Origin of the sequence: Paracoccus sp. (in: a-proteobacteria) (assembly GCF_030538755.1) — a bacterium.
Lineage (GTDB): Bacteria > Pseudomonadota > Alphaproteobacteria > Rhodobacterales > Rhodobacteraceae > Paracoccus.
The window spans coordinates 57,788-81,995 of record NZ_JAUNTJ010000009.1 but is presented as its reverse complement, the minus strand read 5'-3'; the positions used below and the strand labels follow the sequence as shown (position 1 = coordinate 81,995).

Below are 24,208 nucleotides of genomic sequence, written 5' to 3'. Positions count from 1 at the left end.
GGCAGAGTTGGGGGCAGTCACGACAGGCTGCCCTTGTAATCGTCATAGGTGAACTGGCGCACAAGGCGGATCGACCCGTCCTCATCGCGGATGGCGATGGCGGGCATGGCCACGCCGTTGAACCAGTTCTTCTTGACCATGGTGTAACCGGCGGCATCCGCAATGCTGATCCGGTCGCCCACCGCCAGCGGCGCATCGAACCGCGCGGTGCCAAAGATGTCGCCCGCCAGACAGGTCTTTCCGGCGATCTGATATTCATGTTCGCCGTGATGCGGCAGCCTGGCATCCTGACGATAGATCAGCAGATCCAGCATATGCGCCTCGGTCGAGCTGTCCACGATGGCCACGTCCCGGCCATTGTGGATCAGGTCCAGCACGCTGACCTCCAGCGAGGCAGAGTTGGTGATGCTGGCCTCGCCCGGCTCCAGATAGACCTGAACGCCGTGGCGATCCGCAAATTCACGCAGCCGCGCCGCCAGCCGGTCCAGGGGATAGCCCTCGCCGGTGAAATGGATACCGCCACCAAGGCTGACCCAATCCAGCCGCGACAGGATCGCGCCGAACTCCGCCTCGATCCGGGCAAGCTGCTGATCGAACAGATCGAAATCGCCGTTTTCGCAGTTATAGTGGATCATCACGCCGCTGATCCGGTCCAGCGCCTTTTCCAGCCGCGCCGCATCCCATTCGCCCAGACGGCTGAACGGACGCGCCGGATCGGCCAGATCAAACCCGCTGGTCGAAAAGCGCGGGTTCAGCCGCAGCCCCATGGCAATGCCGCGCGCCGCCGCCTTGTCACCGAAACGATCAAGCTGCCCCAGACTGTTGAAGATGATCTTGTCGGCATAGCCCAACGCCTCGTCGATCTCGTGATCGGCCCAAGCGACGGAATAGGCATGGGTTTCGCCCCCGAACTCCTCACGCCCCAGCCGCAGTTCGAACAGCGATGACGAGGTGGTGCCATCCATGAACGGGCGCATAAAATCGAACACCGACCATGTGGCGAAACATTTCAACGCCAGCAGAGCCTTGGCCCCCGATGCCTCGCGCAGCCGTGCGACCAGTTCCATGTTCCGCCGCAGCCGGGCCTTGTCGATCAGATAGTAGGGCGTTTGCAAATCGGTCATGGCACCCCGCAAGGAAAATGGGAAAGGCCGGATATAGCCATCCGCTTTGCATTTCGCAAGCAATCGTGTCAGCCGTGTGACACCCACATGGCTTCCTGTTTGCCCAAATACGCATCTTTGGGCGAAACCGTTCGGCCCCGGCCTAACCGCGCGCCATGCGGCGCAACTCGGCCTTGATGATCTCCATCTCGGCCCGCAGCAATTCGATTTCGGCGCGCAGGTCGTCATCCAGGGCCGCGCCGGCCGCAATGGGCAGCGCCGCGATGCGGGTTGCGCCGGGCTGGGGCGGATCATCCCCGGTGCCCTGATCGGCCACCAGCAGCAGGTTGTGGCAGCCATCGGTCAGCACTGCGGGCGGCACATCCGCCACAACCCGCCATTCGCCCGGCCCGGCGGGGGAAACCTGCGCCTGCGCGACTGCCTGCCCCAGATGCAGCAACAACACCCGCTGAGGTTCCGCATCAGCGCGCAACTGACCTGCCCATTGCCCGCCGGTCAGCCCCAGCGAAACGAAGGTGGCGCTTTCTTCGTCCATCGGTTCCCCTTTACAGCGCGGCGCGGCGGTGGCGCGATACGATCAGATCGCGCAGATGCAGCACGTTCATGCGCGGATGATCCAGAATCAGATCCAGCCACAGCTTGCTGATCTGGGTTTCGTTGATCGGCAGATCCGACAGATCGAACTCTGCCACCTGCACCTCGGCCGGGCCGGGGCCGGGCGGGTGCATCGGCAGCGTGACGGTATCGGTATTCGGGCCGTGGGTGATGTTCAGCCGGGCCATCAGCCCCTGCCCCTCGGATTCGGCACCGATCTGCGCCTCGATCCGCAGGATATGGCTGCGGGTCAGCCCCTGCGCGGATTCCGGCGGCAGATCAAAGGTCAGCGAGACATAGCTGCCGGCAAAGCCGAAACTTTCCAGCACCACCCCAAAGGGCGCAAGGTCGGTCGTGCCGATATTCGCCGTCTGGCGCAGGATCAGCGGCGCCCCCGCCCCGCCGTCATGCCAGATGCGCATTTCCTGCCCCAGCCGCCGCCCGCTGTCGGGCGCGGCCAGACCCAGCCGCCACGTCCGCGCCGCCATCAGCGTCGGACGCCAGCGCCAGTCGGTATCGTCGGGCAGGTCCAGCGTGCCCAGCGTTTCCTGCGCGACCTGAGACCGGGGGCTGGTCGCCCGCAAAAAGTCGCGCAGGCTGCGTTGCAGCAGCCGGGCTTCGTCGCGCAGGGCGCGGCTGACCTCGCCCCGGCGCATCTGCGGGGCGGTCTGGGCCAGCAAGGCCCAGTCGCGCGCCGCGCGCCGGCGCGACAGTCGCGCCAACCATCCCTGTTCGCGCCCCGCCATCAGGGTTACTGGTCCATGTAGATATGCGTTTCGGCCTCGGCCCCCGGATGGGTCACAGCCCCGAACCGCGCCCCGCCAACCAGCCTGGCATATTTCCACAGCGCGCCGGATGCGTAATCGGTCGCGCGCGGACCTTTCCAGTCAGCCTTGCGCGCGGCCAGTTCGTCATCCGACAGATCGACGCTGATTTCACCCTTCACCGCGTCGATGGTGATGACATCACCATCGCGTAACAGCGCAATCGGCCCGCCATGCGCCGATTCCGGCCCGACGTGACCGACGCAGAACCCGCGCGTCGCGCCGGAAAAGCGGCCATCGGTAATCAGCGCCACCTTTTTGCCCATGCCCTGCCCCGACAGAGCCGCCGTTGTGGCCAGCATCTCGCGCATACCGGGGCCGCCAGCGGGGCCTTCGTTGCGGATCACGATGACCTCGCCTTCCTTGTAGCCCCGCTTTTGCACGGCCTCAAAGGCTTCTTCCTCGCATTCGAACACGCGGGCGGGACCGGTGAAGACCTGTTCTTCGGGCTTCATCCCCGCGACCTTGACGATTGCACCTTCGGGGGCAAGGTTGCCACGCAGGCCGACAACACCGCCGGTCTTGGTGATCGGGGTTTCCACCGGGTGGATGATCTTGCCATCCGCCTCGCGCGTGACCAGATCCAGTTCCTCGCCGATGGTCTTGCCGCTGGCGGTCATGCAGTCTTCGTGCAGCAGCCCCGCCTTGCGCAATTCGCGCATGACGACCGGCACGCCGCCTGCCTCATACAGATCCTTGGCGACATAATCGCCGCCGGGACGCAGGTTCACGAAATAGGGCGTGTCGCGGAAAATGTCGCAGACATCGAACAGGTCAAAGTCGATCCCCGCTTCATGCGCGATGGCGGGCAGGTGCAGACCGGCATTGGTGGACCCGCCAGTGCAGGCCACCACCCGCGCGGCGTTTTCCAGTGATTTGCGCGTCACCACGTCGCGGGCGCGGATGTTACGTTCGATCAGGTTCATCACCGCCTCGCCCGAGGCCAGACCATAGCTGTCGCGCGATTCATAGGGCGCGGGCATCCCCGAGCTGTTCATCAGCGCCAGACCGATCGCCTCGGACACGCAGGCCATGGTGTTGGCGGTATATTGCCCGCCGCAGGCCCCGGCCGAGGGGCAGGCCACACGTTCCAGAATTTCCAGTTCCGCATCAGACATATTGCCCGCTGCGTGCTGGCCCACGGCCTCGAACACGTCCTGCACGACGACATCCTTGCCGTTCAGCTTGCCCGGCAGGATCGAGCCGCCATAGATGAACACCGACGGCACGTTCAGCCGCACCATCGCCATCATCATGCCCGGCAGCGATTTATCGCAGCCCGCAAGACCGACCAGCGCGTCATAGCAATGCCCGCGCATGGTCAGTTCCACCGTGTCGGCAATCGCATCGCGCGACGCCAGCGACGACCGCATCCCTTCGTGCCCCATCGCAATGCCGTCGGTGACGGTGATGGTGGTAAACTCGCGCGGGCATCCGCCGCCCTTTTTCACGCCCTGTTTCACCGATTGCGCCTGACGGGCCAGCGCGATGTTGCACGGTGCCGCTTCGTTCCAGCAGGTTGCCACGCCGACCCAGGGGGAATGGATCTCGTCTTCGGAAATGCCCATGGCATAGAAATACGACCGATGCGGCGCGCGCGCAGGGCCTTCGGTCACATGCCGGCTGGGAAGGCGGGATTTGTCAAAGCGCTGGTTTGTCATGTCTGGCCCCAAATTTTAACCTGACCTTCGATAATCAAGCCGGGCGACAGGGGCAAGGGCGCTAGTCCAGCACGGCGTTGATGCGGGCAGCGCAGTCGAAATCGCGCCCGGTCAGCCCGCCCGCGTCATGGCTGGTGAATGTGACCTGACACCGGCCCCAGCCATAGGCAATATCGGGGTGGTGGTTTCGCGCCTCGCCCACGGCACCGGCCAGCATTGCCAGCCCCTGCGCGGTCAGGAACCCTTTGACCTGCCATTCGCGGCTGATCGCGCGGCCATCGTCGGACAGCGCCCATCCGGGCACGTCCGGCATCCGGGCCTTGGCTTCGTCCGGGGTGAAAGCGGTTGGTTTGCTCATCAGACGATCATCCTTTCCATCGCGGCAGGGCGGTATCGGCGGGACAGTATGCCGCACCACCTCATAACAAAGGCGAGGCCAGCGCCAGCAGGTTGTTGCGGATACGGCGGATGCGCGACCAGCCGCGCACCTCGTCCAGCGTGACGCTGCGGGCACGGTCCAGATAGCTGGCCTGCCGGTCATCCAGCGCCGCGACAAAGCCCGGATCGACGACCAGCATGTTCATCTCGTAATTCAGTTCAAAGCTGCGGCGATCCAGATTGGCGCTGCCGATCATGGCCATCTGCCCGTCCACCGACATGATCTTGGCGTGCAGCAGGCCGGGCTGAAACAGCATCAGCCGCACACCGGCCTCGATCAGCCCGTGATAGAATATCTGACTGGTCGCGCCGACGATCAGCGAATCATTGCGTTCGGGCAGAACCATCGTCACCTGCACCCCCCGCCGCGCCGCTGACCGGATCGCAGTATCCAGCGCGGCATCGGGCACATAATAGGGCGTGGTGATGACGATCCGTTCGCGCGCGGCATAGATCATCGTCGTCAGGCAATCGCCGATACTGCCCTCGCGCCGGTCAGGCCCGGTGGCAACCGCCTGCACGGTGGCCCCCGGATCGGCGGCGCTGTCCACCATTTCCAGCATGTCACCCAGATCGCGGCCGGTATAGCTCATCCAGTCGGCCAGAAAGATCGCCTGCATCTGCCGCACAGCCGGGCCGCGCAACTCGACCAGAATGTCGATCCACGGGGCAAAGCGGGGCTTGATCGCGAAAGCCTTGTCCGCGCAATTGCGGCTGCCGCTGAATGCCAACCGGTTGTCGATCACCACCACCTTGCGGTGGTTGCGCACGTCCAGCCGCCGAAACAGCATGGACACCAGAGGTATCCCGACAGGAAACGCCGTCACGCAATCCGCTCCGGCGTCGCGCATTTCCCGCCACAAGGACGACCGCACCAGCAACCGCGACCCCAGCGCATCCACGATCACCCGCACCGCCACACCGCGCGCCGCCGCACGGGCAGCGGCTGCGGCAACCTGCGCGCCGCTGGTGTCAGGCAGCCAGATATAGAACAGCAGATGCACATGGTCGCGCGCCGCGTCGATGGCCGCGACCAGATCGGCAATGGCGCTGTCATCCTCGGCCAGCAGACGCAAGGCATTGCCCCGCACCGCATACATGCCGCCAACGGCGCGGTTGGTGTCGATCACCGCGCGTTCTGCGGCGGGCGCGACCTCCACCCGCTGCGGACTGACCTGCCAGCGCCCGGTCAGGCTGTCACGGACATCGGCCATGCGCTGCACCTCGGCCCGGCGCAGACGCACCTCGCCGAACAGCACATAGGCCCCGATCCCGACCACCGGCAACGCCTCGACCATCAGCACCCAGGCCAGCCGCGCCGGCGGCTCCAGCCCCGGTCGCAGCAAGACGCGGATCACGATCAGCGTGGCAATGGTATAATGCGCAAAGACAAGAGCGGTGGTCCACATCCCGCCATCAAACGCGCTTACACCGCCACCCGCAATTGCAATTCGCCGCCACCCGGCCTATTTCGGAACCGGAACAACCGCAGGGAACCGGCGATGAACTGGATCACGAATTATGTCCGCCCGCGCATCAACTCGCTGTTCTCGCGGCGCGAGGTGCCGGAAAACCTGTGGACGAAATGCCCGGAATGCGGAACCATGCTGTTCCACCGGGAACTGGATGACAACCTTCAGGTCTGCACCAGTTGCGATCACCATCTGGCCATCACGCCACGCGAACGGTTCCGCAACCTGTTCGACGGCGGTGCCTTTGTCGAGGTCAAGGTGCCCGAACCCGTGGCCGACCCGCTGGGCTTTCGCGACCAGAAAAAATACCCCGACCGGATGAAAGCCGCCCGCGCCAACACCGGCGAAAAAGAGGCGATGCTGGTGGCCGAAGGCGAAATGGGCCGCACCCCGATCATCGCCGCCGCGCAGGATTTCAGCTTTATGGGCGGTTCGATGGGCATGTATGTCGGCAACGCCATCATCGCCGCCGCCGAACGCGCCGTGAAACTAAAACGCCCGCTGGTGCTGTTCTCGGCCGCAGGCGGCGCGCGGATGCAAGAAGGCATCCTGTCGCTGATGCAAATGCCGCGCACCACCGTCGCCGTCGAAATGCTGCGCGAGGCCGGGCTGCCCTATATCGTCGTGCTGACCCACCCCACCACCGGCGGCGTCACCGCCAGCTATGCCATGCTGGGCGATGTCCAGATCGCCGAACCCAACGCACTGATCTGCTTTGCCGGGCCGCGGGTGATCGAACAAACCATCCGTGAAAAACTGCCCGAAGGCTTCCAGCGCGCCGAATACCTGCTGGAACACGGGATGCTGGATCGCGTGACCCACCGCAAGAAACTGCGCGACGAACTGATCTCGATCCTGCGGATGCTGACCGGCCAACCCGCACCGGTGGCAGGCGACCTGCCCAGCCCAGCCCCGACAGAAACAGAACAGGCCCAGAAAACGGCCTGAACATCTTTGGTCTGAAAATATCCTCTGGGGGTCCGGGGGCGAAGCGCCCCCGGTGTGTGCCAATGCAAAACAGCGACGCCATCCTTGACCGGCTGATGGGCCTGCACCCCAAGATCATCGACCTGTCGCTGGACCGGATGCACCGCCTGCTGGCCGCGCTCGGCAACCCCGAACGCCGCATCCCGCCCGTCATCCACATCGCCGGCACCAACGGCAAGGGCAGCACGCAAGCAATGATCCGCGCCGGGCTAGAGGCCGGGGGCAAGCGCGTCCACGCCTATACCTCGCCGCATCTGGCCCGGTTTCACGAACGCATCCGCCTGGCGGGCGATCTGATCGCCGAAGACGCCCTGTCCGCCGCACTTGAGGAATGCGAGGCCGCCAACGCGGGCGCGCCGATCACCTTCTTTGAAATCACCACGGCGGCGGCATTTCTGACCTTTTCCCGAACCCCGGCGGATTACACACTGCTCGAAGTCGGGCTGGGCGGGCGGCTGGATGCGACGAATGTCATCGACACCCCACGCCTGACCATCATCACCCCGATCAGCATCGACCATACGCAATATCTGGGCGAAACCCTGCCTGAAATTGCAGGTGAAAAGGCCGGGATCATCAAGCGCCGGACCCCCTGCATCACCGGCCCGCAGCAAGACGAAGCACTGACCGTCATTCAGGCCCGCGCCGAACGCCTGTTCGCCCCGCTGATCGCCTCGGGCCAGCACTGGTCCGCAGCGCGTGAAGGCGATGCGCTGATCTACCGCGACGAAAACGGGCTGCTGGATCTGCCCCTGCCCAACCTTCCCGGCCCGCATCAGATCGAAAACGCTGGCGCTGCCCTTGCCGCCCTGCGCGAACTGGGTGCCGATCAGGACATGTGCCACGCCGCCGTTACCCGCGCCGATTGGCCCGCCCGGATGCAGCGCCTGCGCCACGGCCCCCTGATCGACGCCGCAGGACCGGATGCCGAACTGTGGCTGGACGGCGGGCACAATCCCGCAGGCGGCTCTGCCGTCGCCGCAACCCTCGCCGCCCTGCCCCACCGGCCTACGCATCTGATCTGCGGCATGCTGAACACCAAGGATGTCACCGGCTATATGCAGCCGCTGGTCGCCCATGCCGACAGCCTGACAGCCGTTCCGATCCCCGGCGAACCGAATACCTTGACCGCCTCGGAAACAGCCGCAGCAGCACAACAGGCCGGAATCGCTGCAACCGAAGCAGATTCGGTGCTTAACGCCATCCGGGCGATCACCCAGACAGAACCGCGCGCCCGTATCCTGATCTGCGGATCGCTGTATCTCGCGGGGCGCGTGCTGCAAGAAAACGGTTAAGATTGCGTCCCGCGCCGTGTGAGGCACGCCCCCGCAGGCGGGTGAGGTTGGTCTTCACGGCGGCTTCACCCATGAAGGCAACGCGTTCGGACTTCCCGGCAATGGCCGGCAAAGTCCAATAATCTTATCATCCATCCTGTCGAGCCGGATCTGGCCCTTCTTGACAAATTCCAGTTCAAAGCTGCTGTCATGATCGCGCGGCACCGCCACCGGCAATTTGCCATCCTGGCCCTTCAGCACCTCCGTTGATACGCCGTTGCACGGCCGCGCGCGGGACCGTCTCTTTCAAATTTGCACTTGTTCATTCCAGAGAGGCTGTTGTGCCGGGGCGAGATGCAGACGTCCTGAAAGACCCAAAATCTCCGACGAACTGGAACAGACCATTTGCCAGATCAAACCGGGTTGATTTGATCTGGCTGCTGGGCCGTCCGATTGACGTGGAAGATCAGCCCAGCCGATACCCCTCGCGCGCCAGTCCGCCGGCCAAAAGCGGGGCAAGCCCGAAGGCCTCGTCCTCGTCCAGCCGATGGGTCACCACCAGTTCAGCCAGAAAGCCGCTGTCCACGCGGCGGCTGACATCGTGGCGGGCGGGGATAGAGCACAATGCGCGGGTGTCGTCATTGAACCCCACAGTGTTCAGGAAACCCGCCGTCTCGGTCGCCATCTCGCGGAAACGGCGGATGCCTTGGTAACTGTCGTGGAACCACCAAGGCGGGCCAAGGCGTAGCGAAGGGTACGCGCCCGCGAGGGGCGCGAGTTCGCGGGCATAGGTGGTTTCGTCCAGCGTGAACAGGATCATACGGAAGGCGGGGTCGAGGCCCACGGCGTCCAGCAGAGGCTTCAACGCAGCGGTGAAACTGATCGGGATGGGCAGGTCGAAGCCCCGGTCGCGGCCATATTTGGCAAAGACGTCGGGGCTGTGGTTGCGGAACGATCCGGGATGCAGCTGCATCACCAGACCGTCGTCAACGGACATGCGGGCCATCTCGGTCAGCATCTGGGCGCGGAACAACTCTGCCTCGGCGGGGCTGGCCTTGCCGAGGCGAACCCGGTCGAACAGTGCGGCAGCTTCGGCGGCGGAAAGGTTCGCTGTCTGGGCGGTGGGGTGGCCGTGGTCGGTTGCCGTCGCGCCCTCGGCAATAAAGAAAGCACGGCGGGCGCGATGGGCGTCGAGATAGCCCTGCCAGCGGGCGGTATCGCAGTCCGTGATCTCTCCCAGCCGGTCCAGAGCGGCGGAAAAGCCCTCACCCTCCGGGTCGATCACTGCATCGGGGCGGTAGGTTGGCACGACGCGGCCTTTCCAGCCGCTTTCCCGGGCCATCCGATGCCATTTCAGGTCATCCAGCGCCGAGTCCGTTGTGGCGATGACCTCGATCCCAAAGCGGTCGTACAGCGCCCGGGGCCGGTAATCGGGCCGGGTCAGCAATTCCCCGATGGCGTCGAAATGCGCATCGGCATTGGCGGGGGACAGACGGTCTTCCAACCCGAAAACCTCGCTCAGCGCATGGTCAACCCACAGCCGGGACGGGGTTCCCCGGAACAGGTGGTAATGGGCTGCGAAGGTGCGCCAAATCGCGCGGGGGGCGGGTTCAGCGCCGGGACCGATGCCCAGGGCCTCGTAGGGGATGCCTTGGCTGACCAGCATACGCACGACATAGTGGTCAGGAATGACGAACAGCTCGGCGGCGTTCGCAAAGGCCGGGTTCTCGCCCCACCAGCGCGGGTCCGTATGCCCGTGAGGTGAGACGATGGGGGCTTTCTCCACCGTTGCAAACAGTTCCCGCGCCAGAGCGCGCGTGGCAGGGTCGGGCGGCAGCAGCCGGTCGGGATGCAGAAGCACGATCAGCCCCCCATCATTATGTCAGGCAGGAACATCACGATCTGCGGAAACAGGATCATGATGACGACCACAACCAGCACCGCCACGGCCAGCGGGATCATCTCCAGCGTATAGTCTTTGTAAGAGCATTTCAGGATACCGCAGACGGTGAACATCGACACACCCACCGGCGGGGTCATCCCGCCAAAGGTGACCAGCGTCATCATGATCGGCCCGAAATGCACCGGGTCAATCCCCGCCGCAGTAATCACCGGCACCAGAATCGGCGTCAGCAGCATGACAATCACCGTCGCCTCGACCAGCATCCCGAAGAACAGCAGGAAGACCGCAATCGTGAAGAGAAGCGCGGTCTGCGAAGAGAAGAGACCCATTGTCACCTCGGCCAGGGTCTGCGGCACGCGCTCGAAGGTGATAACATAGCCGAAGGCGCCGGAAAGCAGGATGATAAACATGATCATCCCGATGTCGCGGACGGATAAGAGCAAAGCGTCGATGATCTTGTTCAGCGTAAGCTCGCGGTAGATCACCACGCCCACCACCAGCGCATAGGCCACGGCGAAAGCGCCCGCCTCGGACGGAGTGAAAATACCAAACCGGATGCCGACGATCAGCCAGACCGGGAAGAGGATCGCCCAGAAGCTGCTCTTTACTGCCGACATTACCTCGCGGAAGGTGGGCCTGCGATCGTCTACCGGCTTGTAATCGCGCGACTCGGCGATCCAGGCGGTAGCGATCATCAGGGCGATGGTCAGCAGCACGCCCGGAACGATGCCCGCGATGAACAGGCGGCCGATGGAGACCTCTCCCAGAAAGCCATAAAGGATCAGCCCCAGGCTGGGCGGGATGGTCGCGGTAATCAGGCCACCGACAGACAGCAAGGCGGCCGTGAAGCCCTTGGAGTAGCCCTCCTTGATCATCGGCCCGCCCAGAATGCGCGACTGCATCGCGGCATCGGCCACGGCAGAGCCTGAGATGCCGCCCATCAGCGCCGACAGCAGCAGGCTGATCTGCGCCAGCCCGCCGCGCATCCACCCCGCACAGGTAGATGCGAGAATCATCATCCTTGGCGTGATACCCGATCCGTTCATCAGATGGCCCACCAGAATGAACAGCGGCACGGCCAACAACGGGAAGGACTGGCTGGCCGCGATGATCCGCTGCACGGCAGTCGTATCCGGCATGAAGGTAGTGGGCAGCAGGAAATAGCCCAGGCTCGCCACGCCGATGGCGAAAGAGACCGGCATGCCGATGACCATCAGGCTCAGCGCAGCGACAAGAAGCAGGAAAGAGATCACAGCAGTTGCTCTCCGTCACGATGTTCGGGTTCGATGGAGAAAAGCAGGCCATGGCCGACGATCCGCCGGATCATCGACACGATCATCAGCGCACAGCCGACCGGGAAGGCCAGCGTCACCCAGCCATAAGACAGGCCCGAGGCCCCCATTTCGCGCGCCCAGTTCGACATGGCGAGGTTCCAGCCCAGCCAGCCGCAATAGGTCAGGAAGGCCAGAATGCAGGTCACACAGATCAGGTGCAGCAGGCGCCGCCCGCTTGGGGTCAGCGCGTCGGGCAGGGCCGAAATACGGATATGCTCGCCGCGTTTCATCACCAGATCGGCGCCGATCATGCAGGTCCAGATCAGCAACAACTGCGCGATTTCCGGGCCGGAGGGCACGGGATGGCCCATAGAGCGGCCAATGGCCCCTACCAGAACGGCAACCACGGTTCCCGCAAGCAGGAACACCGCCACAAGCTCTTCGAGCCTGTCGAACAGTTTCAGCATCATTTCCTCCCAACCCCTCTGCGAGGGAGCAGGCGTGACAGGATCGTCACGCCTGACAGTGCTTCGTCCAGTCTTACTTGGCCGCGTCAATGAAGGGACGCAACGCGGCCCGGGCCTCTTCCAGCCCCAGTTCGGCATAGACGCCAGCGGTCAGGACCTTGAAATCCTCGGGGTTGACCTCGTTCACGACCATGCCCGCAGCCTTCATCTCGGCCAGAACCTCTTCGCTCTTCGCCACCGTCGCGGCCGAGGCGGAATCGCCCGCCTTCTGCAACTCTTCGGTGATGATCGCCTGCTGTTCCAGCGTCAGCGTCTGGAACCAGGTTTCCGAGGTGGTCAGGCCGGTCACCAGTTGCACATGATTGGTGAATGCCAGGTTGCCGGTCACCTCATGCAACTTGATGCCATAAGCCCCGGTCAGCTGTGCCTCGGCCCCGTCGATGGCGGTCAGTTGCAAGGCCGAATAGACCTCGGACCACGGCATTGGCACGGCACTCGCACCCATGGCATTCACGGTGGCCAGCCAGCCGGCCGCGTCGATGGTGCGGACGCGCACGCCCACCAGATCTTCGGGCTTGGTAACGGCGGTTTTGGTGAACATCTGACGGGTTCCCTGGAACCAGTTGTAGTTCAGCAGGCGCAGGCCCGAAGATGCGGCCAGTTCCTCGACCCAGGCCTTGTAGGGCTCGGACGAGGTGATGGCCGCGTATTGCGTCCATTCGTCCACCAGATAAGGAGCGGACAGAATACCCAACTCCTTCTGGAACGGCGCGAGGCGCCCCGCATCGACCAGCACCGCAATAGCAGCACCATTGCGGATCTGCTCCAGCACATCATTGTCGGAACCCAGTTGCGAGGACGGATAGACCTTCACCTGGATCTCTCCATTGCTGCGGGCTTCAATCCGGGTGGCGGCTTCTTCCATGGCGATGGCCAGCGGGTCGGTCGCGTTTTGTGCAGTTGACAGCGCGAACCGGATTTCCGCCAGTGCTGCCGCCGCTGTGGACGCGAGCAGGATCGCAGCCAGTCCAAATGTCTTGAGTTTCATCCCATTCTCCTCCTCAGGGTGATGTCAGTGCCGGGGAATCCCCGGCCAAAGCCCCGCGCGCGCGCCCTCCGTCAGCGCGAGCACGAGATGATATTGCAAGCGGGTCAGCGCCTCGGGCCACAGGGTGTGGCCCTGCGCGTCCAGCCGGTTCACGAAGGCGGAACGCCCGGCAAACCAGTGGTCGAACATCCGGGTCAGCAGGCTTTTCGCGCGATCTGCGGCCCCAGGCTCACCTGCGGTATGACGCATTGCAAAGGCCTTGATCGCCTCGGTCTGGGGCCAGAGAAGATGCGACGACTCCATTACCCCCTGCGCTGAAACGGCATCATAGGCCGCCCCCGTCAGCGGCCCCGTCGTGGCAAAGCCATGGGCATCCGCAAAGGCCTCCAACTGCCCGGCGATCGCCAGCAGGGCCGGATCGCCACCCAGTTCAACCTCACGCCGTAACAGCCACGCCCATTCGCATTGATGCCCAGGCTCGCGCCGCCGACCGTCAGGGCCGGACAGGGGGCGCAGGTCCGGGGTCAGGAACTCGGCAATGCTACCGGTGTCCCGGTCGAAAAAGTGCTTCAGCGCCCGAGCCCTCAGTTCCGCCGCCCGGCCGTGCCAGCGCAGATCGCCAGACATCTCGCAGGCATGGAGACAGGCCTCATAAAGATGCATATGTGGATTTTGTGCCCTTGGCGGGGCGGTGGGGGCTGCGGGATCGGTAACGCTGTCATCCTCTAGCAAAAGCCCGGTCGCGGGGTCAGTCAGCGTTGTCTTCAGAGCTGTCCAGCAGGCATCAATCTCGGCCTGCACGGTCAGCGAGGGAGCCAGCCGGTTCCAGGTCGAGAGGCCCAGAATAACGAAGGTCTGGTCATAGCTGCGGGCCACATCGTCTGGCGGCCGCCCATCCCGGGCCACCATCCGGCGATAGAGGCCCGGCGCCTTGCGGAAGCGATCCAGCACCACGACCTGCCGCCCCGCCGCAGCCTTCAGCGCGGGATCACCTGACAGCAGCGCCAGATAAGACAGGGCGAACAGGCCGCGCGCCTGCGCAAGAACGGTCTGCCCCGCAGGAACCGGCGCGCCATCGGCATCCAGAGCCTCGAACAGCCCGCCTTCGGGGTCGGTCACGCGCTTTAGCCAATCCGGAAACGAAGTGGCCCAGAACCAGCCTGCCCAGTCTCCAGCGCTGCGCGCCTCCATGTCAGGGACCAGGCTCACAGTATCGCCTCCAGCCCCTCGCGGCCCTCGAAAAAGTCGGGGCAACTGGCGACGATCCCCGGCAGGTCCATCAGGATCTCACGCAGATGGGTGCGCATTCCGGCCTCGGCGCGCTGCGGGTCGCGGGCGCGGATCGCCTCGACCACCTCGGCATGCTGTGCGATCAGCCGTTCACGCGAGAACTGGCGCGCACTGATATGGCGCACGCGGTTCATGTGGATCTTCATCTCCTCCAGCCGGTCGGCCACTGCGGCCTGCCCGGCCAGTTCGGCCAAGGCACGGTGAAACTCCTCGTCCAATCGCATGAAGTCTTCGCCCGGGGCATTCACCGGCAGGGCAATCTGTTCGCCCATCCGAGCATCCAGTATCCGCAGCGCCGCCGTATCCGCCACCTCGGCAACCCGGCGCACAATATCCGCCTCCACTGCCTCGCGGATGAAGCGGGCTGTAATCACGGCGGGGACCGAGATCAGGCTGACGAAGGTGCCGCGCTGAGGGCGAACCTCGACCAGAATCTCCTCGGCCAGCTTGATGAAGGCCTCGCGCACCGGCTGGCGAGAGACGGAATAGGCCGCCGCAATCTCGGTCTCGGAAATACGGGAACCCGGCGGTATATCGCCCCGGATGATCCGGTCACGCAGCAACCTGTGCAACTGCGGCCCAACAGCCGCGCCCTGCGCCAAGTGCGATGCCCTCGCCAGATTCGCGTCCATCCCATCCTCCTGCGATAAAGATTTATCCGCCATACTTCCATACTAGTCAACATCTTTGATAGATGTTATCAAATCGGAAGAGGTTAAGGAGGAGATTGGACGATGCGGCAGACTTGGCGTTGGTTTGGGCCGAAAGACCTGTGTTCAGTCGATGACATGCTACAGGCGGGCGTCGAGGGCGTCGTTTCGGCACTGCACCACATCCCCACCGGGGCGGTCTGGACCCCCGAAGAGATCGCCCGCCGTCAGGCCGAAATCGGCACCATGAAGGATGGCAGCTCGTCCAATCTGGCCTGGGAAGTTATCGAAAGCCTGCCAATTTCCGAGGACATCAAGAAGCAGAAGGGCAATTGGCGCGAGCATCTGGCCAATTGGAAGGCCTCGATGCGCAACTTGCGCGAAGCGGGTATCGAGGTTCTGTGCTACAATTTCATGCCGGTGCTGGACTGGACCCGCACTGATCTGGCATGGCGTCTGCCCACCGGCGGCACCTGCATGCGATTCGACCTGATCGACTTCGCGGCCTTCGACATACACATCCTGGCCCGCCCTGGCGCTGCCGAAGATTTTACAGCCGAGGTGGTTGAACAAGCCGCGCGACGCTTCGCCGCGATGGATGATGCCCGCAAAGCTGGTCTGGCCAGGAACGTGGTCTTCGGCCTGCCGGGGGCAGCGGAAAGCTTCAGCCTGGATGATGTGCGCCAGCATCTGGCAGAATACGCGGGCATCCCGGCCGCGCAGCTGCGCCAGCATCTGATCGACTTCCTGTCCGAGGTCGCCCCTATCGCAGATGAGATCGGCATGCGCCTCTGCTGCCACCCGGACGACCCGCCCTTTTCTCTTTTGGGTCTGCCCCGCGTCATGTCGGTCGAGGCGGATTACCGTGCCGTTCTGGACGCCGTGGACCTGCAAGCCAATGGCGTCACCCTTTGCGCCGGTTCCTTGGGCGCGCGGCCCGACAATGACCTGCCGGGGATGATGGACCGGCTGGGCGACCGGGTGCATTTCCTGCATCTGCGCAACGTCCTGCGCGAAAGCACCGACATCACGGGCAGTTTCCACGAGGCCGAGCATCTGGGCGGCGGGACCGACATGGTCGCCCTGATCGCCGCCGTCCTGCGACAAGAGCGCAAGCGCAAGGCCGAGGGGCGGGACGATGCCTCGATCCCCTTCCGCCCTGATCACGGCCAGGACATCATCGACGACCTGGGGCGCAAGGCGCAGCCCGGCTACCCGACCATCGGTCGCCTGAAAGGACTGGCCGAGCTGCGCGGCATCATGACCACCCTGAACCATCCGGCGGAGGGTCTGCGATGAGGCGCCTCGCGTCATTGGCGGATATCAGTGGTCCGGCCCGGATGCCCGGCTATGATCCGGCGGTGCATGGCCGGGGTATCGTGCATCTCGGTATCGGTGCCTTCCACCGCGCACATCAAGCGGTGATGACGGATGACGCCCTGGCCGCGCAGGGCGGCGACTGGCGGATCACCGGAGTCAGCTTGCGCTCGAAGGACGTGGCGCAAGCGATGAACCCGCAACATGGGCTTTATACACTGATCGAACGGGGGGCCGCTGGCACCTCGGCGCGTGTTGTGGCCGCCATTCAGGACGTGATCGCCGCCGATCCTGCCGCCACTCTGATCGCGATGGTGGACCCCAAGGTGCGGATTGTTACCCTGACAGTCACTGAAAAAGGCTATGGCATTGATCGCAGCACCCAAGACGCCGATCCCCACCACCCCGCCGTCGCCGGTGATCTGGCCGACCCGGCGCATCCCTCGGGCGTCTTGGGCCTGCTGACCAGGGCCCTGCAACTGCGGCGAGAAGCAGGCACCAGCCCCTTCACCGTCCTCTGCTGCGACAACTTGCCCGAGAACGGCACGCTTTTGCGCAATGGCGTTACTGGCTTCGCCCGCCAGATCGACCCCGCTTTGGCCGAGTGGATCGCGGCCAATGTCGCCTTCCCCTCCTCGATGGTGGACCGCATCACCCCCGCCGCCACGCCGGAAACCCTGGCCGAAGCGCAGCACCAGACCGGTTGCACCGACCTTGCTGCGGTAGAAACCGAGCCCTTCCTGCAATGGGTGATCGAGGATCACTTCCCTACAGGCCGCCCCGCCTGGGAGGCGGCGGGGGCGCTGTTCGTCACCGACGTGGCACCCTATGAGCGGATGAAGCTGACCATGCTGAATGGCAGCCATTCGATGCTGGCCTATGCAGGCTTCCTCTCGGGCTGCAAATATGTGCGCGACGTCATGGCAAATCCCGAGCTGGAAACACTTGTCGCGCGCCACCACATGGCGGCGGCACAGACCCTGCCCCCCTTGCCGGACATTGATCTTACCGCCTATGCCAAGGCCCTTCAGGACCGCTTCCGCAACCCCGCCATCGCGCATGAAACCTTCCAGATCGCGATGGACGGAACCGAGAAACTGCCGCAGCGCATCTTCCAGCCCGCCCTCGTGGCACTGGAACAGGGGCAGGATCTCCGCCCCTTCGCCTTCGCCGCCGCCGCCTGGATGCGCTACACCATGGGCGAGACCGATGAGGGCCAGCCCTACGCGCTGCGCGACCCGCGCGAAGCAGAAATCCGGGCCGCTCTGTCTCCGCTCCCGTCCGAGGGCGCGGCGATCAGCCAGGCCCTTCTGAGCTTGCCCGGATTCGTGCCTGAACCGCTGCGCGACGCCACAGAATGGCGCCGGCTGACCGCCGAAATCCTGTCCGTCATGATTTCCCATGGCATGGCCGAAGCTATCCATAGAGAGGTGCAGGCATGAGTCGCTTCCTCTCCATCGGCGAAGCCATGGTAGAACTCTCTCGCGCCGGAGCCGGAGAGAACGACCTCTGGCGTCTTGGCTATGCGGGCGACACGCTGAACACTGCCTGGTATGCCCGCGCCTGCCTGCCACCCGACTGGCAGGTCGAATATCTGAGCCGCTTGGGCGCGGACCCCTTTTCGGCCCGGATGATGGAGTTCCTGACAAAAGCCCGTATCGGCACCAGCTTTATCACGCGGGATCCCATCCGCTCTGTAGGCCTCTATGCCATTGAGCTACAGGACGGAGAGCGCAGCTTCGCCTATTGGCGCGGCCAATCAGCCGCCCGTCTGCTGGCCGAAGACCACGCCCATCTGGACGCGGCCTTTGCCGCTGCGGATGGGATCTATCTCTCGGGTATCACGCTCGCCATTCTGCCGGACGCTGGGCGCGAGGCGTTGCTCTCGCGTCTGGCTCACGCCCGCGCACAAGGCAAGCTGACCGCCTTCGACCCCAATCTGCGCCCGAATCTGTGGGAAAACCCCGAGGCGATGCGGCATTGGCTGACCGCCGCCGCCAAAGGCGCGCGGATCCTGATGCCCAGTTTCGAGGATGATGCCAACTGGTTCGGTGACGACTCACTTCTGGCCTGCGCCGCGCGCTGGCAGGCCGCCGGGGCAGAAGAGATCGTCGTCAAGAACGGCGGAGGCACGATGGGATACCTTGCCGGGGACGATTATCGAGAAGTCGAGGTAGAGATGCTGAAGCCCGTCGATACCACCGGCGCGGGCGACAGTTTCAACGGCGCCTATCTGGCGGGTCGGCTGACCGGACAGGGCTGCGATGACGCGTTGCGGGAAGGCCATGCCGTCGCAAGCCAGGTCATCGCCCGGTTCGGCGCCCTCGTGCCATTGCGTGGATAACCTCTGACGGGCCGCCTGTTCCCACGGAACTGTAGTTCTCGACACAGGTTCTGCTGTGTTTCGGGCAGAAGCGTTTGACCGACGCGAGGATTTCGTCGGCGGATTTGTCCCATCGGCAGGGCTTGGGGTTTTGGTTGTGCGCGTCGATGAAGGCGATGATGTCAGCCTCCAGGGCGGCGGAGCGGTGGACTCCGTTGCAGTTGCTTGCGGGTCGGTTCCGCGAACCGGCGTGCCAGACAGGCCTTGATCTTCGGGGGCTTGTGCGTGGCGTAGTTGCCATCACCAGATGCACGCCCTTTCTTCGCGGCACCGCTGCGTCACTCCGCTTCAGGAACCCGGTCGCCCGATGGCGCTTGTCGCATTTGCCGATCACCGCCCCTGTATCCGAGATTGTTCGTCCACGCACAACATGATGGCCCGGTCAGGCGGGGCCATGTAAAGGCCGACAATATCCTGCACCTTGTCGACGAACTGCGGATCAGTGGACAGCTTGCAGGTCTCGCTGCGATGCAGTTGCAGGCTGAAGGCAGTCCAGATCCGGCGGATCGTGCTGTGCGACAGGCCCGTCGTCGCCACCATCGAGCGGATCGACCAATGGGTGGCGCCTTCGGCGTCGTGTTCAGCCTCCGCTCGATCATCTCGGCTACCTGATCGTCCGATACCGTGCGGGCCGACCGAGGCGATATTCGTCGGTTAAGGCGGCAGCACGCAGATTGGTTCGAACACCGGCTGCCCGCCATCGCCAATAACCCGGAATACGTTGTTTTTCCTTATGAAACGGCGATGATAACCAACCTGATCCGCCTGCCGGGCCGTACCCCACGCGGCACGCGCCTGAAGATGGATACAGCGTTCGGCAGATGGGGAACGCAAACGCTGATCGCGGGTCTGCCCCATGACGCGCTGATCGCCCCGTGGTGCATCAAAGGGGCGAAGGCCGGTCCGGCCTTCGCCGCCTGCATCCGTAAAGTCCTGATCTCCGAGATCAATTCAGGCACGGTCGCCATTCTGGGCAATCCCGCCCTCATCGGAACAGGCAGGCGACCGAGGCCTTGGTGCCCATGGCTGCTGGTTTCCCGACCGCCACCAACGGAACCGCGTCAATCACCATATGATCCAGCGTGGAGGTTTCCAAAGCTGTGCCCCTGCCCATGATCGTTGATTAAACCATCATGCCAACACCACATCTGCCCCAGCGCCAGGAAACTGAATTACGCGCTGCCGCAACGACCTTCACCCAACCCGGCACAAGAAAATGCCCCCCGCACGCTGCCACGCACGGGGGGCTGATGTCAGGCGCGCCTTCTGCCGGGGCGCTGGCTGCTGCTCGGATAGGGCGCGGCCGGAACATGGGGACCGCGCAGCCGGCCTGACAAACAAGGTGGGGCCAGCGCAAGACCGGCCCCGATCTGGATCAGCTGCACCCAGAGGTGCCGCCGCAGGTGTTGCACTTCATACAGGTGCCGTTGCGCACCAGCGTATAGTTGCCGCATTCGCCGCAGGGATCGCCTTCGTATCCCTGCATCCGCGCCTTGGTGCGGGCATCCATGCTGGTTGCGGTGCTGGTCACGCTGGCCGCCGCCTGAAAGACCGCCGCATCCTCGGCCATGCCCACCGCAATCGCCATCTGCGAGGCACCGCCTTGCAGCACCATCAGTTCTTGCGGCAACCGCTTGCGCAGATAGCCGGCCGAGCTGATCTGTTTCAGCATGGTCAGCGATTTCAACTCGGCATTCTCGCTGACCGGGGCGACGTTATTCTGGCCCTCTTGCTCGCCGCCGCCCAGATCGTCAAAGCTGGTGCCGTTCGGCTTTACATGCGCCAGATCGGTGCGGTCCAGATAGGATACGGCCAGTTCGCGGAACACATAGTCCAGAATGGACGTGGCGTTCTTGATGCTGTCGTTCCCCTGCACCATGCCCGCCGGTTCGAACCGGGTGAAGGTGAAGGCATCGACAAATTCTTCCAGCGGAACGCCGTATTGCAGACCGACCGAGACAGCGATGGCAAAGTTGTTCATCATCGCGCGAAAGCCGGCCCCTTCCTTGTGCATGTCGATGAAAATCTCGCCAAGGCTGCCGCTGTCGTATTCGCCGGTGCGCAGATAGACCTTGTGGCCACCGACAACGGCCTTTTGCGTATAGCCCTTGCGGCGCGCGGGCAGCTTTTCGCGGTGGCTGCGGACCATTTCCTTGACGATGATCTTTTCGACCACCTTTTCCGCGATCACCGCCGCCTTTTCCTGCGGGCTGCCGGTTTCCAGAATCTCGGCGGCTTCGTCGTCGTCCTCGACCAGCGCGGCGGCCAGCGGTTGCGACAGTTTCGACCCGTCGCGATACAGAGCGTTCGCCTTGATCCCCAGCGACCACGACAGTTCATAAGCCGCCAGAGCGTCAGCAATGGTCGCGTCGTTGGGCATGTTGATCGTCTTGGAAATCGCGCCCGAGATAAACGACTGTGCCGCCGCCATCATGCGGATATGGCTGTCCACCGACAGATAGCGGGTGCCGCGCTTGCCGCAGGGGTTGGCGCAGTCGAACACCGCGTAATGTTCGGGTTTCAGGAAGGGCGCGCCCTCCAGCGTCATGGTGCCGCACACATGGTCGTTGGCGGCGTCGATCTGCGCCTTGCTGAAACCAAGATGGCGCAGCAGGTCAAAGCCGGGATCGGCCAGCTTGTCAGCCGGGATGCCCAGCGTGCCTTTGCAGAAATCTTCGCCCAGCGTCCACTGGTTGAACACGAAGCGGATGTCAAAGGCCGAGGCCAGTGCCGCTTCGACCTTTTCGATCTCGGCCGGGCCAAAGCCGTGGCCAGCCAGCGCGGTGTGGTTGATGCCGGGGCAATTGCCGATGCTGCCGTGGCCGACCGCATAGGCGATGATTTCCTCGATCTGGGCCGAGCCATAGCCAAGCGCAGTCAGCGCCGCCGGAACCGACTGGTTGATGATCTTGAAGTAACCGCCGCCCGCCAGCTTTTTGAATTTCACCAGCGCAAAGTCGGGTTCGATGCCGGTGGTGTCGCAATCCATCACCAGACCGATGGTGCCGGTCGGCGCGATCACGGTTGCCTGCGCGTTGCGATAGCCGTGCGCCTGACCCAAGGTCAGCGCGTCGTCCCATGCGCTGCGGGCCAGATCGACCAGCCGCTGATCCGGGCAGTTCGCCGCGTCCAGCGCCACCGGGGCGACGTTGACGTCCTGATAATCGCCGCTGCCATGCGCCGCCGCGCGGTGGTTGCGGATCACCCGCAGCATGTGATCGGCGTTGCGGGCATAGCCGGGGAACGGGCCAAGCTCGCCCGCCATTTCGGCGCTGGTGGCATAGGATACGCCGGTCATGATCGCGGTCAGCGCCCCGCACAGCGCGCGGCCCTGATCGCTGTCATAGCCAAGGCCCATGTTCATCAGCAGACCGCCGATATTCGCATAGCCCAGACCCAGCGTGCGATAATCATAGGACCGCTGCGCGATTTCCCTGGACGGGAACTGCGCCATCAGCACGCTGATTTCCAGCGTCACCGTCCACAGCCGGGTGGCGTGGATATAGGCATCAGCGTCGAGCCGGCCATCGGCCCAGAAGGTCAGCAGGTTCATCGACGCAAGGTTGCAGGCCGTGTCGTCAAGGAACATGTATTCGCTGCACGGGTTCGACCCGCGGATCGCGCCGTCCTCGGGGCAGGTATGCCAGGCGTTCACCGTATCGTGGAACTGGATGCCGGGATCGGCGCAGGCCCATGCGGCATGGCCGACCTGATCCCACAACTCGCGTGCGGAAACGGTCTTGGCGACCTTGCCGTCGGTGCGGCGCAACAGCTCCCACGGCTGATCCTCGCGCACGGCACGCAGGAAGGCATCCGTCACCCGGACCGAGTTGTTCGAGTTCTGGCCCGATACGCTGATATAGGCCTCGGAATCCCAATCGGTGTCATAGGTCGGGAATTCAATCGAATCAAAGCCCTGCCGCGCGTATTGCAGCACGCGGTTGACATAGGTTTCCGGGATCATCGCCTTTTTCGCGGCGCGGATCGCGGCTTTCAGCGCCTCGTTCTGCGCCGGGTCGGTGGCGCCTTCGATGGCGCCATCCCATGCACGGATCGCGGCGAAGATTTCGTTCAGATGCGCTTCATGCGCCTTGGAACCAGCCACCAGCGAGGCGACCTTTTGTTCCTCGATCACCTTCCAGTTGATGAACTGTTCGATATCGGGGTGATCCATGTCGCAGATCACCATTTTCGCCGCCCGGCGCGTGGTGCCGCCCGATTTGATCGCGCCCGCCGCGCGGTCGCCGATCTTGAGGAAACCCATCAGGCCGCTGGATTTGCCACCACCCGACAGGCTTTCGCCCTCGCCGCGCAGGCTGGAAAAGTTGGTGCCGGTGCCGCTGCCATATTTGAACAGGCGCGCCTCGCGGACCCACAGATCCATGATGCCGCCTTCGTTCACCAGATCGTCAGCGACGGACTGGATAAAGCAGGCGTGCGGCTGCGGGTGCTCATAGGCGCTGTCGGATTTGACCAGCTTGCCGGTCTTGTAATCGACATAGAAATGGCCCTGCGACGGCCCGTTGATCCCATAGGCCCAGTGCAGGCCGGTGTTGAACCATTGCGGGCTGTTCGGCGCGGCCATCTGACGGGCCAGCATGTGCCGCATCTCGTCGTAATAGGCGCGGGCATCGGATTCAGTGCTGAAATAGCCGCCCTTCCAGCCCCAATAGGCCCAGGCACCGGCCATCCGGTCGAACACCTGACGGGCACTGGTTTCGCCGCCGAAACGCTGATCTTCGGGCAGTTCGGCCAGCGCGGCCTCGTCGGGGACGGCGCGCCACAGGAATTCCGGCACGTCCTTTTCACGCACCCGTTTCAGCACGGCAGGCACGCCCGCCTTGCGGAAGTATTTCTGCGCGATCACGTCGCTGGCGACCTGCGACCACCCTTTGGGCACCTCGACCTGATCGTTGCGGAACACGATCTTTCCGTCAGGATTGCGGATTTCGCTGGTCGTGGTGGTGAACGCGATGCCGCCATAGGCACCCGCAGCTTCGGTGGTAAAACGACGTTCGATCTTCATGCCTGCCCTCATGTCCGTGCCCCGCCACGGGGGATTCTACGCAGCCAGTCGGAACAGGACCGCGCAGCGTGACGCGCGCGGAGAAGGCCGAAACCACCAGTCCTGACTAGCCCAAAATCTGATCCTGCCGCGAGGTCGGTGGTCTTTATAGTGCCACCAGATATTGTGTCGCCGGGACCGTGCCCCACTACCTGCCGTGATCCGTCGCGGCTTTCAACCAAATTTTTACGGTTTCGTAACCTCTTTTCACGTTGACAGAGCGCCCCCGATTTGCCGCCCCCAAATGCCGCAGCGCGGCGAGTCAATTCGTTAACAAATCATTAACGAATGGGATTTCCCGAATGATCCGGCAGGGTTCGGGGCAGGGATTCACCAGTTTTCCACCGGGTTTTTCCCCGGTTTATCCGCAGAATCCGGCGCATGGGCGGCGTGTTCGGCGCGCGACACCTGCGCCGAAAAAATTTTCGGCGCGACCT

Annotated in this window: 20 protein-coding genes and 1 pseudogene; 5 read left to right on the top strand and 16 right to left on the bottom strand. The window is 63.9% G+C overall.

Annotation, left to right across the window (positions count from 1 at the left end; genetic code table 11):
- Positions 1-17 precede the first annotated feature (17 nt).
- The 6 genes from nspC to cls form a co-directional block, all read right to left on the bottom strand.
- On the bottom strand, positions 18-1,124 hold the full coding sequence (gene nspC / locus Q4G14_RS07595; protein WP_303361134.1) for a carboxynorspermidine decarboxylase: 1,107 nt from the start codon (positions 1,122-1,124) through the stop codon (positions 18-20).
- Between the two features lie 142 nt (positions 1,125-1,266).
- Positions 1,267-1,659, bottom strand: coding sequence for a hypothetical protein (locus Q4G14_RS07590; RefSeq protein WP_303361133.1), 393 nt, complete (start codon positions 1,657-1,659; stop codon positions 1,267-1,269).
- A 10-nt stretch (positions 1,660-1,669) separates the two neighbouring features.
- Positions 1,670-2,464 carry a DUF6478 family protein gene (locus tag Q4G14_RS07585; RefSeq protein WP_303361132.1) on the bottom strand — a complete coding sequence of 265 codons (795 nt, stop codon included), beginning with the start codon at positions 2,462-2,464 and terminating at the stop codon, positions 1,670-1,672.
- A 5-nt stretch (positions 2,465-2,469) separates the two neighbouring features.
- Entirely contained in the window at positions 2,470-4,203 is a 1,734-nt protein-coding gene (gene ilvD / locus Q4G14_RS07580; protein ID WP_303361131.1) for a dihydroxy-acid dehydratase, read from the bottom strand.
- 61 nt (positions 4,204-4,264) lie between these two features.
- Positions 4,265-4,561, bottom strand: coding sequence for a 4a-hydroxytetrahydrobiopterin dehydratase (locus tag Q4G14_RS07575; RefSeq protein WP_303361130.1), 297 nt, complete (start codon positions 4,559-4,561; stop codon positions 4,265-4,267).
- A 61-nt stretch (positions 4,562-4,622) separates the two neighbouring features.
- The gene (cls, locus tag Q4G14_RS07570) at positions 4,623-6,050 is read right to left on the bottom strand and encodes a cardiolipin synthase (protein WP_303361129.1); all 1,428 of its coding nucleotides are present in this window, start codon (positions 6,048-6,050) and stop codon (positions 4,623-4,625) included.
- Between the two features lie 93 nt (positions 6,051-6,143).
- Here cls and accD point away from each other — a divergent pair, with 93 nt between their 5' ends.
- Positions 6,144-7,061, top strand: coding sequence for an acetyl-CoA carboxylase, carboxyltransferase subunit beta (gene accD / locus Q4G14_RS07565; protein WP_303361128.1), 918 nt, complete (start codon positions 6,144-6,146; stop codon positions 7,059-7,061).
- Between the two features lie 62 nt (positions 7,062-7,123).
- Positions 7,124-8,395, top strand: coding sequence for a folylpolyglutamate synthase/dihydrofolate synthase family protein (locus Q4G14_RS07560; protein WP_303361127.1), 1,272 nt, complete (start codon positions 7,124-7,126; stop codon positions 8,393-8,395).
- A 54-nt stretch (positions 8,396-8,449) separates the two neighbouring features.
- Here Q4G14_RS07560 and Q4G14_RS07555 read toward each other — a convergent pair whose 3' ends face one another.
- The 7 genes from Q4G14_RS07555 to Q4G14_RS07525 form a co-directional block, all read right to left on the bottom strand.
- A complete protein-coding gene (locus tag Q4G14_RS07555; RefSeq protein WP_303361126.1) occupies positions 8,450-8,635 on the bottom strand; it encodes a hypothetical protein in 186 nt (61 codons plus the stop codon).
- 205 nt (positions 8,636-8,840) lie between these two features.
- On the bottom strand, positions 8,841-10,238 hold the full coding sequence (gene uxaC, locus Q4G14_RS07550) for a glucuronate isomerase (protein WP_303361166.1): 1,398 nt from the start codon (positions 10,236-10,238) through the stop codon (positions 8,841-8,843).
- Positions 10,238-11,530 (bottom strand): TRAP transporter large permease, encoded by a 1,293-nt coding sequence (locus Q4G14_RS07545; RefSeq protein WP_303361125.1) that lies wholly within the window; start codon positions 11,528-11,530, stop codon positions 10,238-10,240. The genes uxaC and Q4G14_RS07545 overlap by 1 nt, the downstream gene beginning before the upstream one ends.
- Complete coding sequence (locus Q4G14_RS07540) at positions 11,527-12,021, bottom strand: TRAP transporter small permease (RefSeq protein WP_303361124.1); 495 nt, start codon at positions 12,019-12,021, stop codon at positions 11,527-11,529. The genes Q4G14_RS07545 and Q4G14_RS07540 overlap by 4 nt, the downstream gene beginning before the upstream one ends.
- 70 nt (positions 12,022-12,091) lie before the next feature.
- Positions 12,092-13,066 carry a C4-dicarboxylate TRAP transporter substrate-binding protein gene (locus tag Q4G14_RS07535; RefSeq protein ID WP_303361123.1) on the bottom strand — a complete coding sequence of 325 codons (975 nt, stop codon included), beginning with the start codon at positions 13,064-13,066 and terminating at the stop codon, positions 12,092-12,094.
- 24 nt (positions 13,067-13,090) lie between these two features.
- Positions 13,091-14,275 (bottom strand): AGE family epimerase/isomerase, encoded by a 1,185-nt coding sequence (locus Q4G14_RS07530; RefSeq protein WP_303361122.1) that lies wholly within the window; start codon positions 14,273-14,275, stop codon positions 13,091-13,093.
- Positions 14,272-14,988, bottom strand: a complete 717-nt coding sequence (locus Q4G14_RS07525; protein WP_303361121.1) for a GntR family transcriptional regulator — start codon at positions 14,986-14,988, stop codon at positions 14,272-14,274. Before Q4G14_RS07525 ends, Q4G14_RS07530 begins: the two co-directional genes overlap by 4 nt.
- Positions 14,989-15,090: 102 nt before the next feature.
- On the opposite strand from Q4G14_RS07525, the gene uxuA reads away from it, so the two are divergent.
- From uxuA to Q4G14_RS07510, 3 genes are read left to right on the top strand one after another with little or no spacing between them, the layout of a single operon-like run.
- Positions 15,091-16,305: a mannonate dehydratase gene (gene uxuA / locus Q4G14_RS07520; RefSeq protein ID WP_303361120.1), complete on the top strand. Its 1,215-nt coding sequence runs from the start codon at positions 15,091-15,093 to the stop codon at positions 16,303-16,305.
- A complete protein-coding gene (locus Q4G14_RS07515) occupies positions 16,302-17,765 on the top strand; it encodes a mannitol dehydrogenase family protein (protein ID WP_303361119.1) in 1,464 nt (487 codons plus the stop codon). Before uxuA ends, Q4G14_RS07515 begins: the two co-directional genes overlap by 4 nt.
- Positions 17,762-18,667: a sugar kinase gene (locus Q4G14_RS07510; protein WP_303361118.1), complete on the top strand. Its 906-nt coding sequence runs from the start codon at positions 17,762-17,764 to the stop codon at positions 18,665-18,667. Before Q4G14_RS07515 ends, Q4G14_RS07510 begins: the two co-directional genes overlap by 4 nt.
- Positions 18,668-18,704: 37 nt before the next feature.
- Here Q4G14_RS07510 and Q4G14_RS07505 read toward each other — a convergent pair.
- From Q4G14_RS07505 to Q4G14_RS07495, 3 genes and pseudogenes are all read right to left on the bottom strand, one after another.
- Positions 18,705-19,364: pseudogene (locus tag Q4G14_RS07505) on the bottom strand (IS630 family transposase); the annotation flags it as partial.
- A complete protein-coding gene (locus tag Q4G14_RS07500; protein ID WP_303361169.1) occupies positions 19,361-19,564 on the bottom strand; it encodes a hypothetical protein in 204 nt (67 codons plus the stop codon). The gene Q4G14_RS07500 and the pseudogene Q4G14_RS07505, both read right to left, overlap by 4 nt.
- 517 nt (positions 19,565-20,081) lie before the next feature.
- The gene (locus Q4G14_RS07495; protein ID WP_303361117.1) at positions 20,082-23,732 is read right to left on the bottom strand and encodes a vitamin B12-dependent ribonucleotide reductase; all 3,651 of its coding nucleotides are present in this window, start codon (positions 23,730-23,732) and stop codon (positions 20,082-20,084) included.
- Between the last annotated feature and the right edge of the window lie 476 nt (positions 23,733-24,208).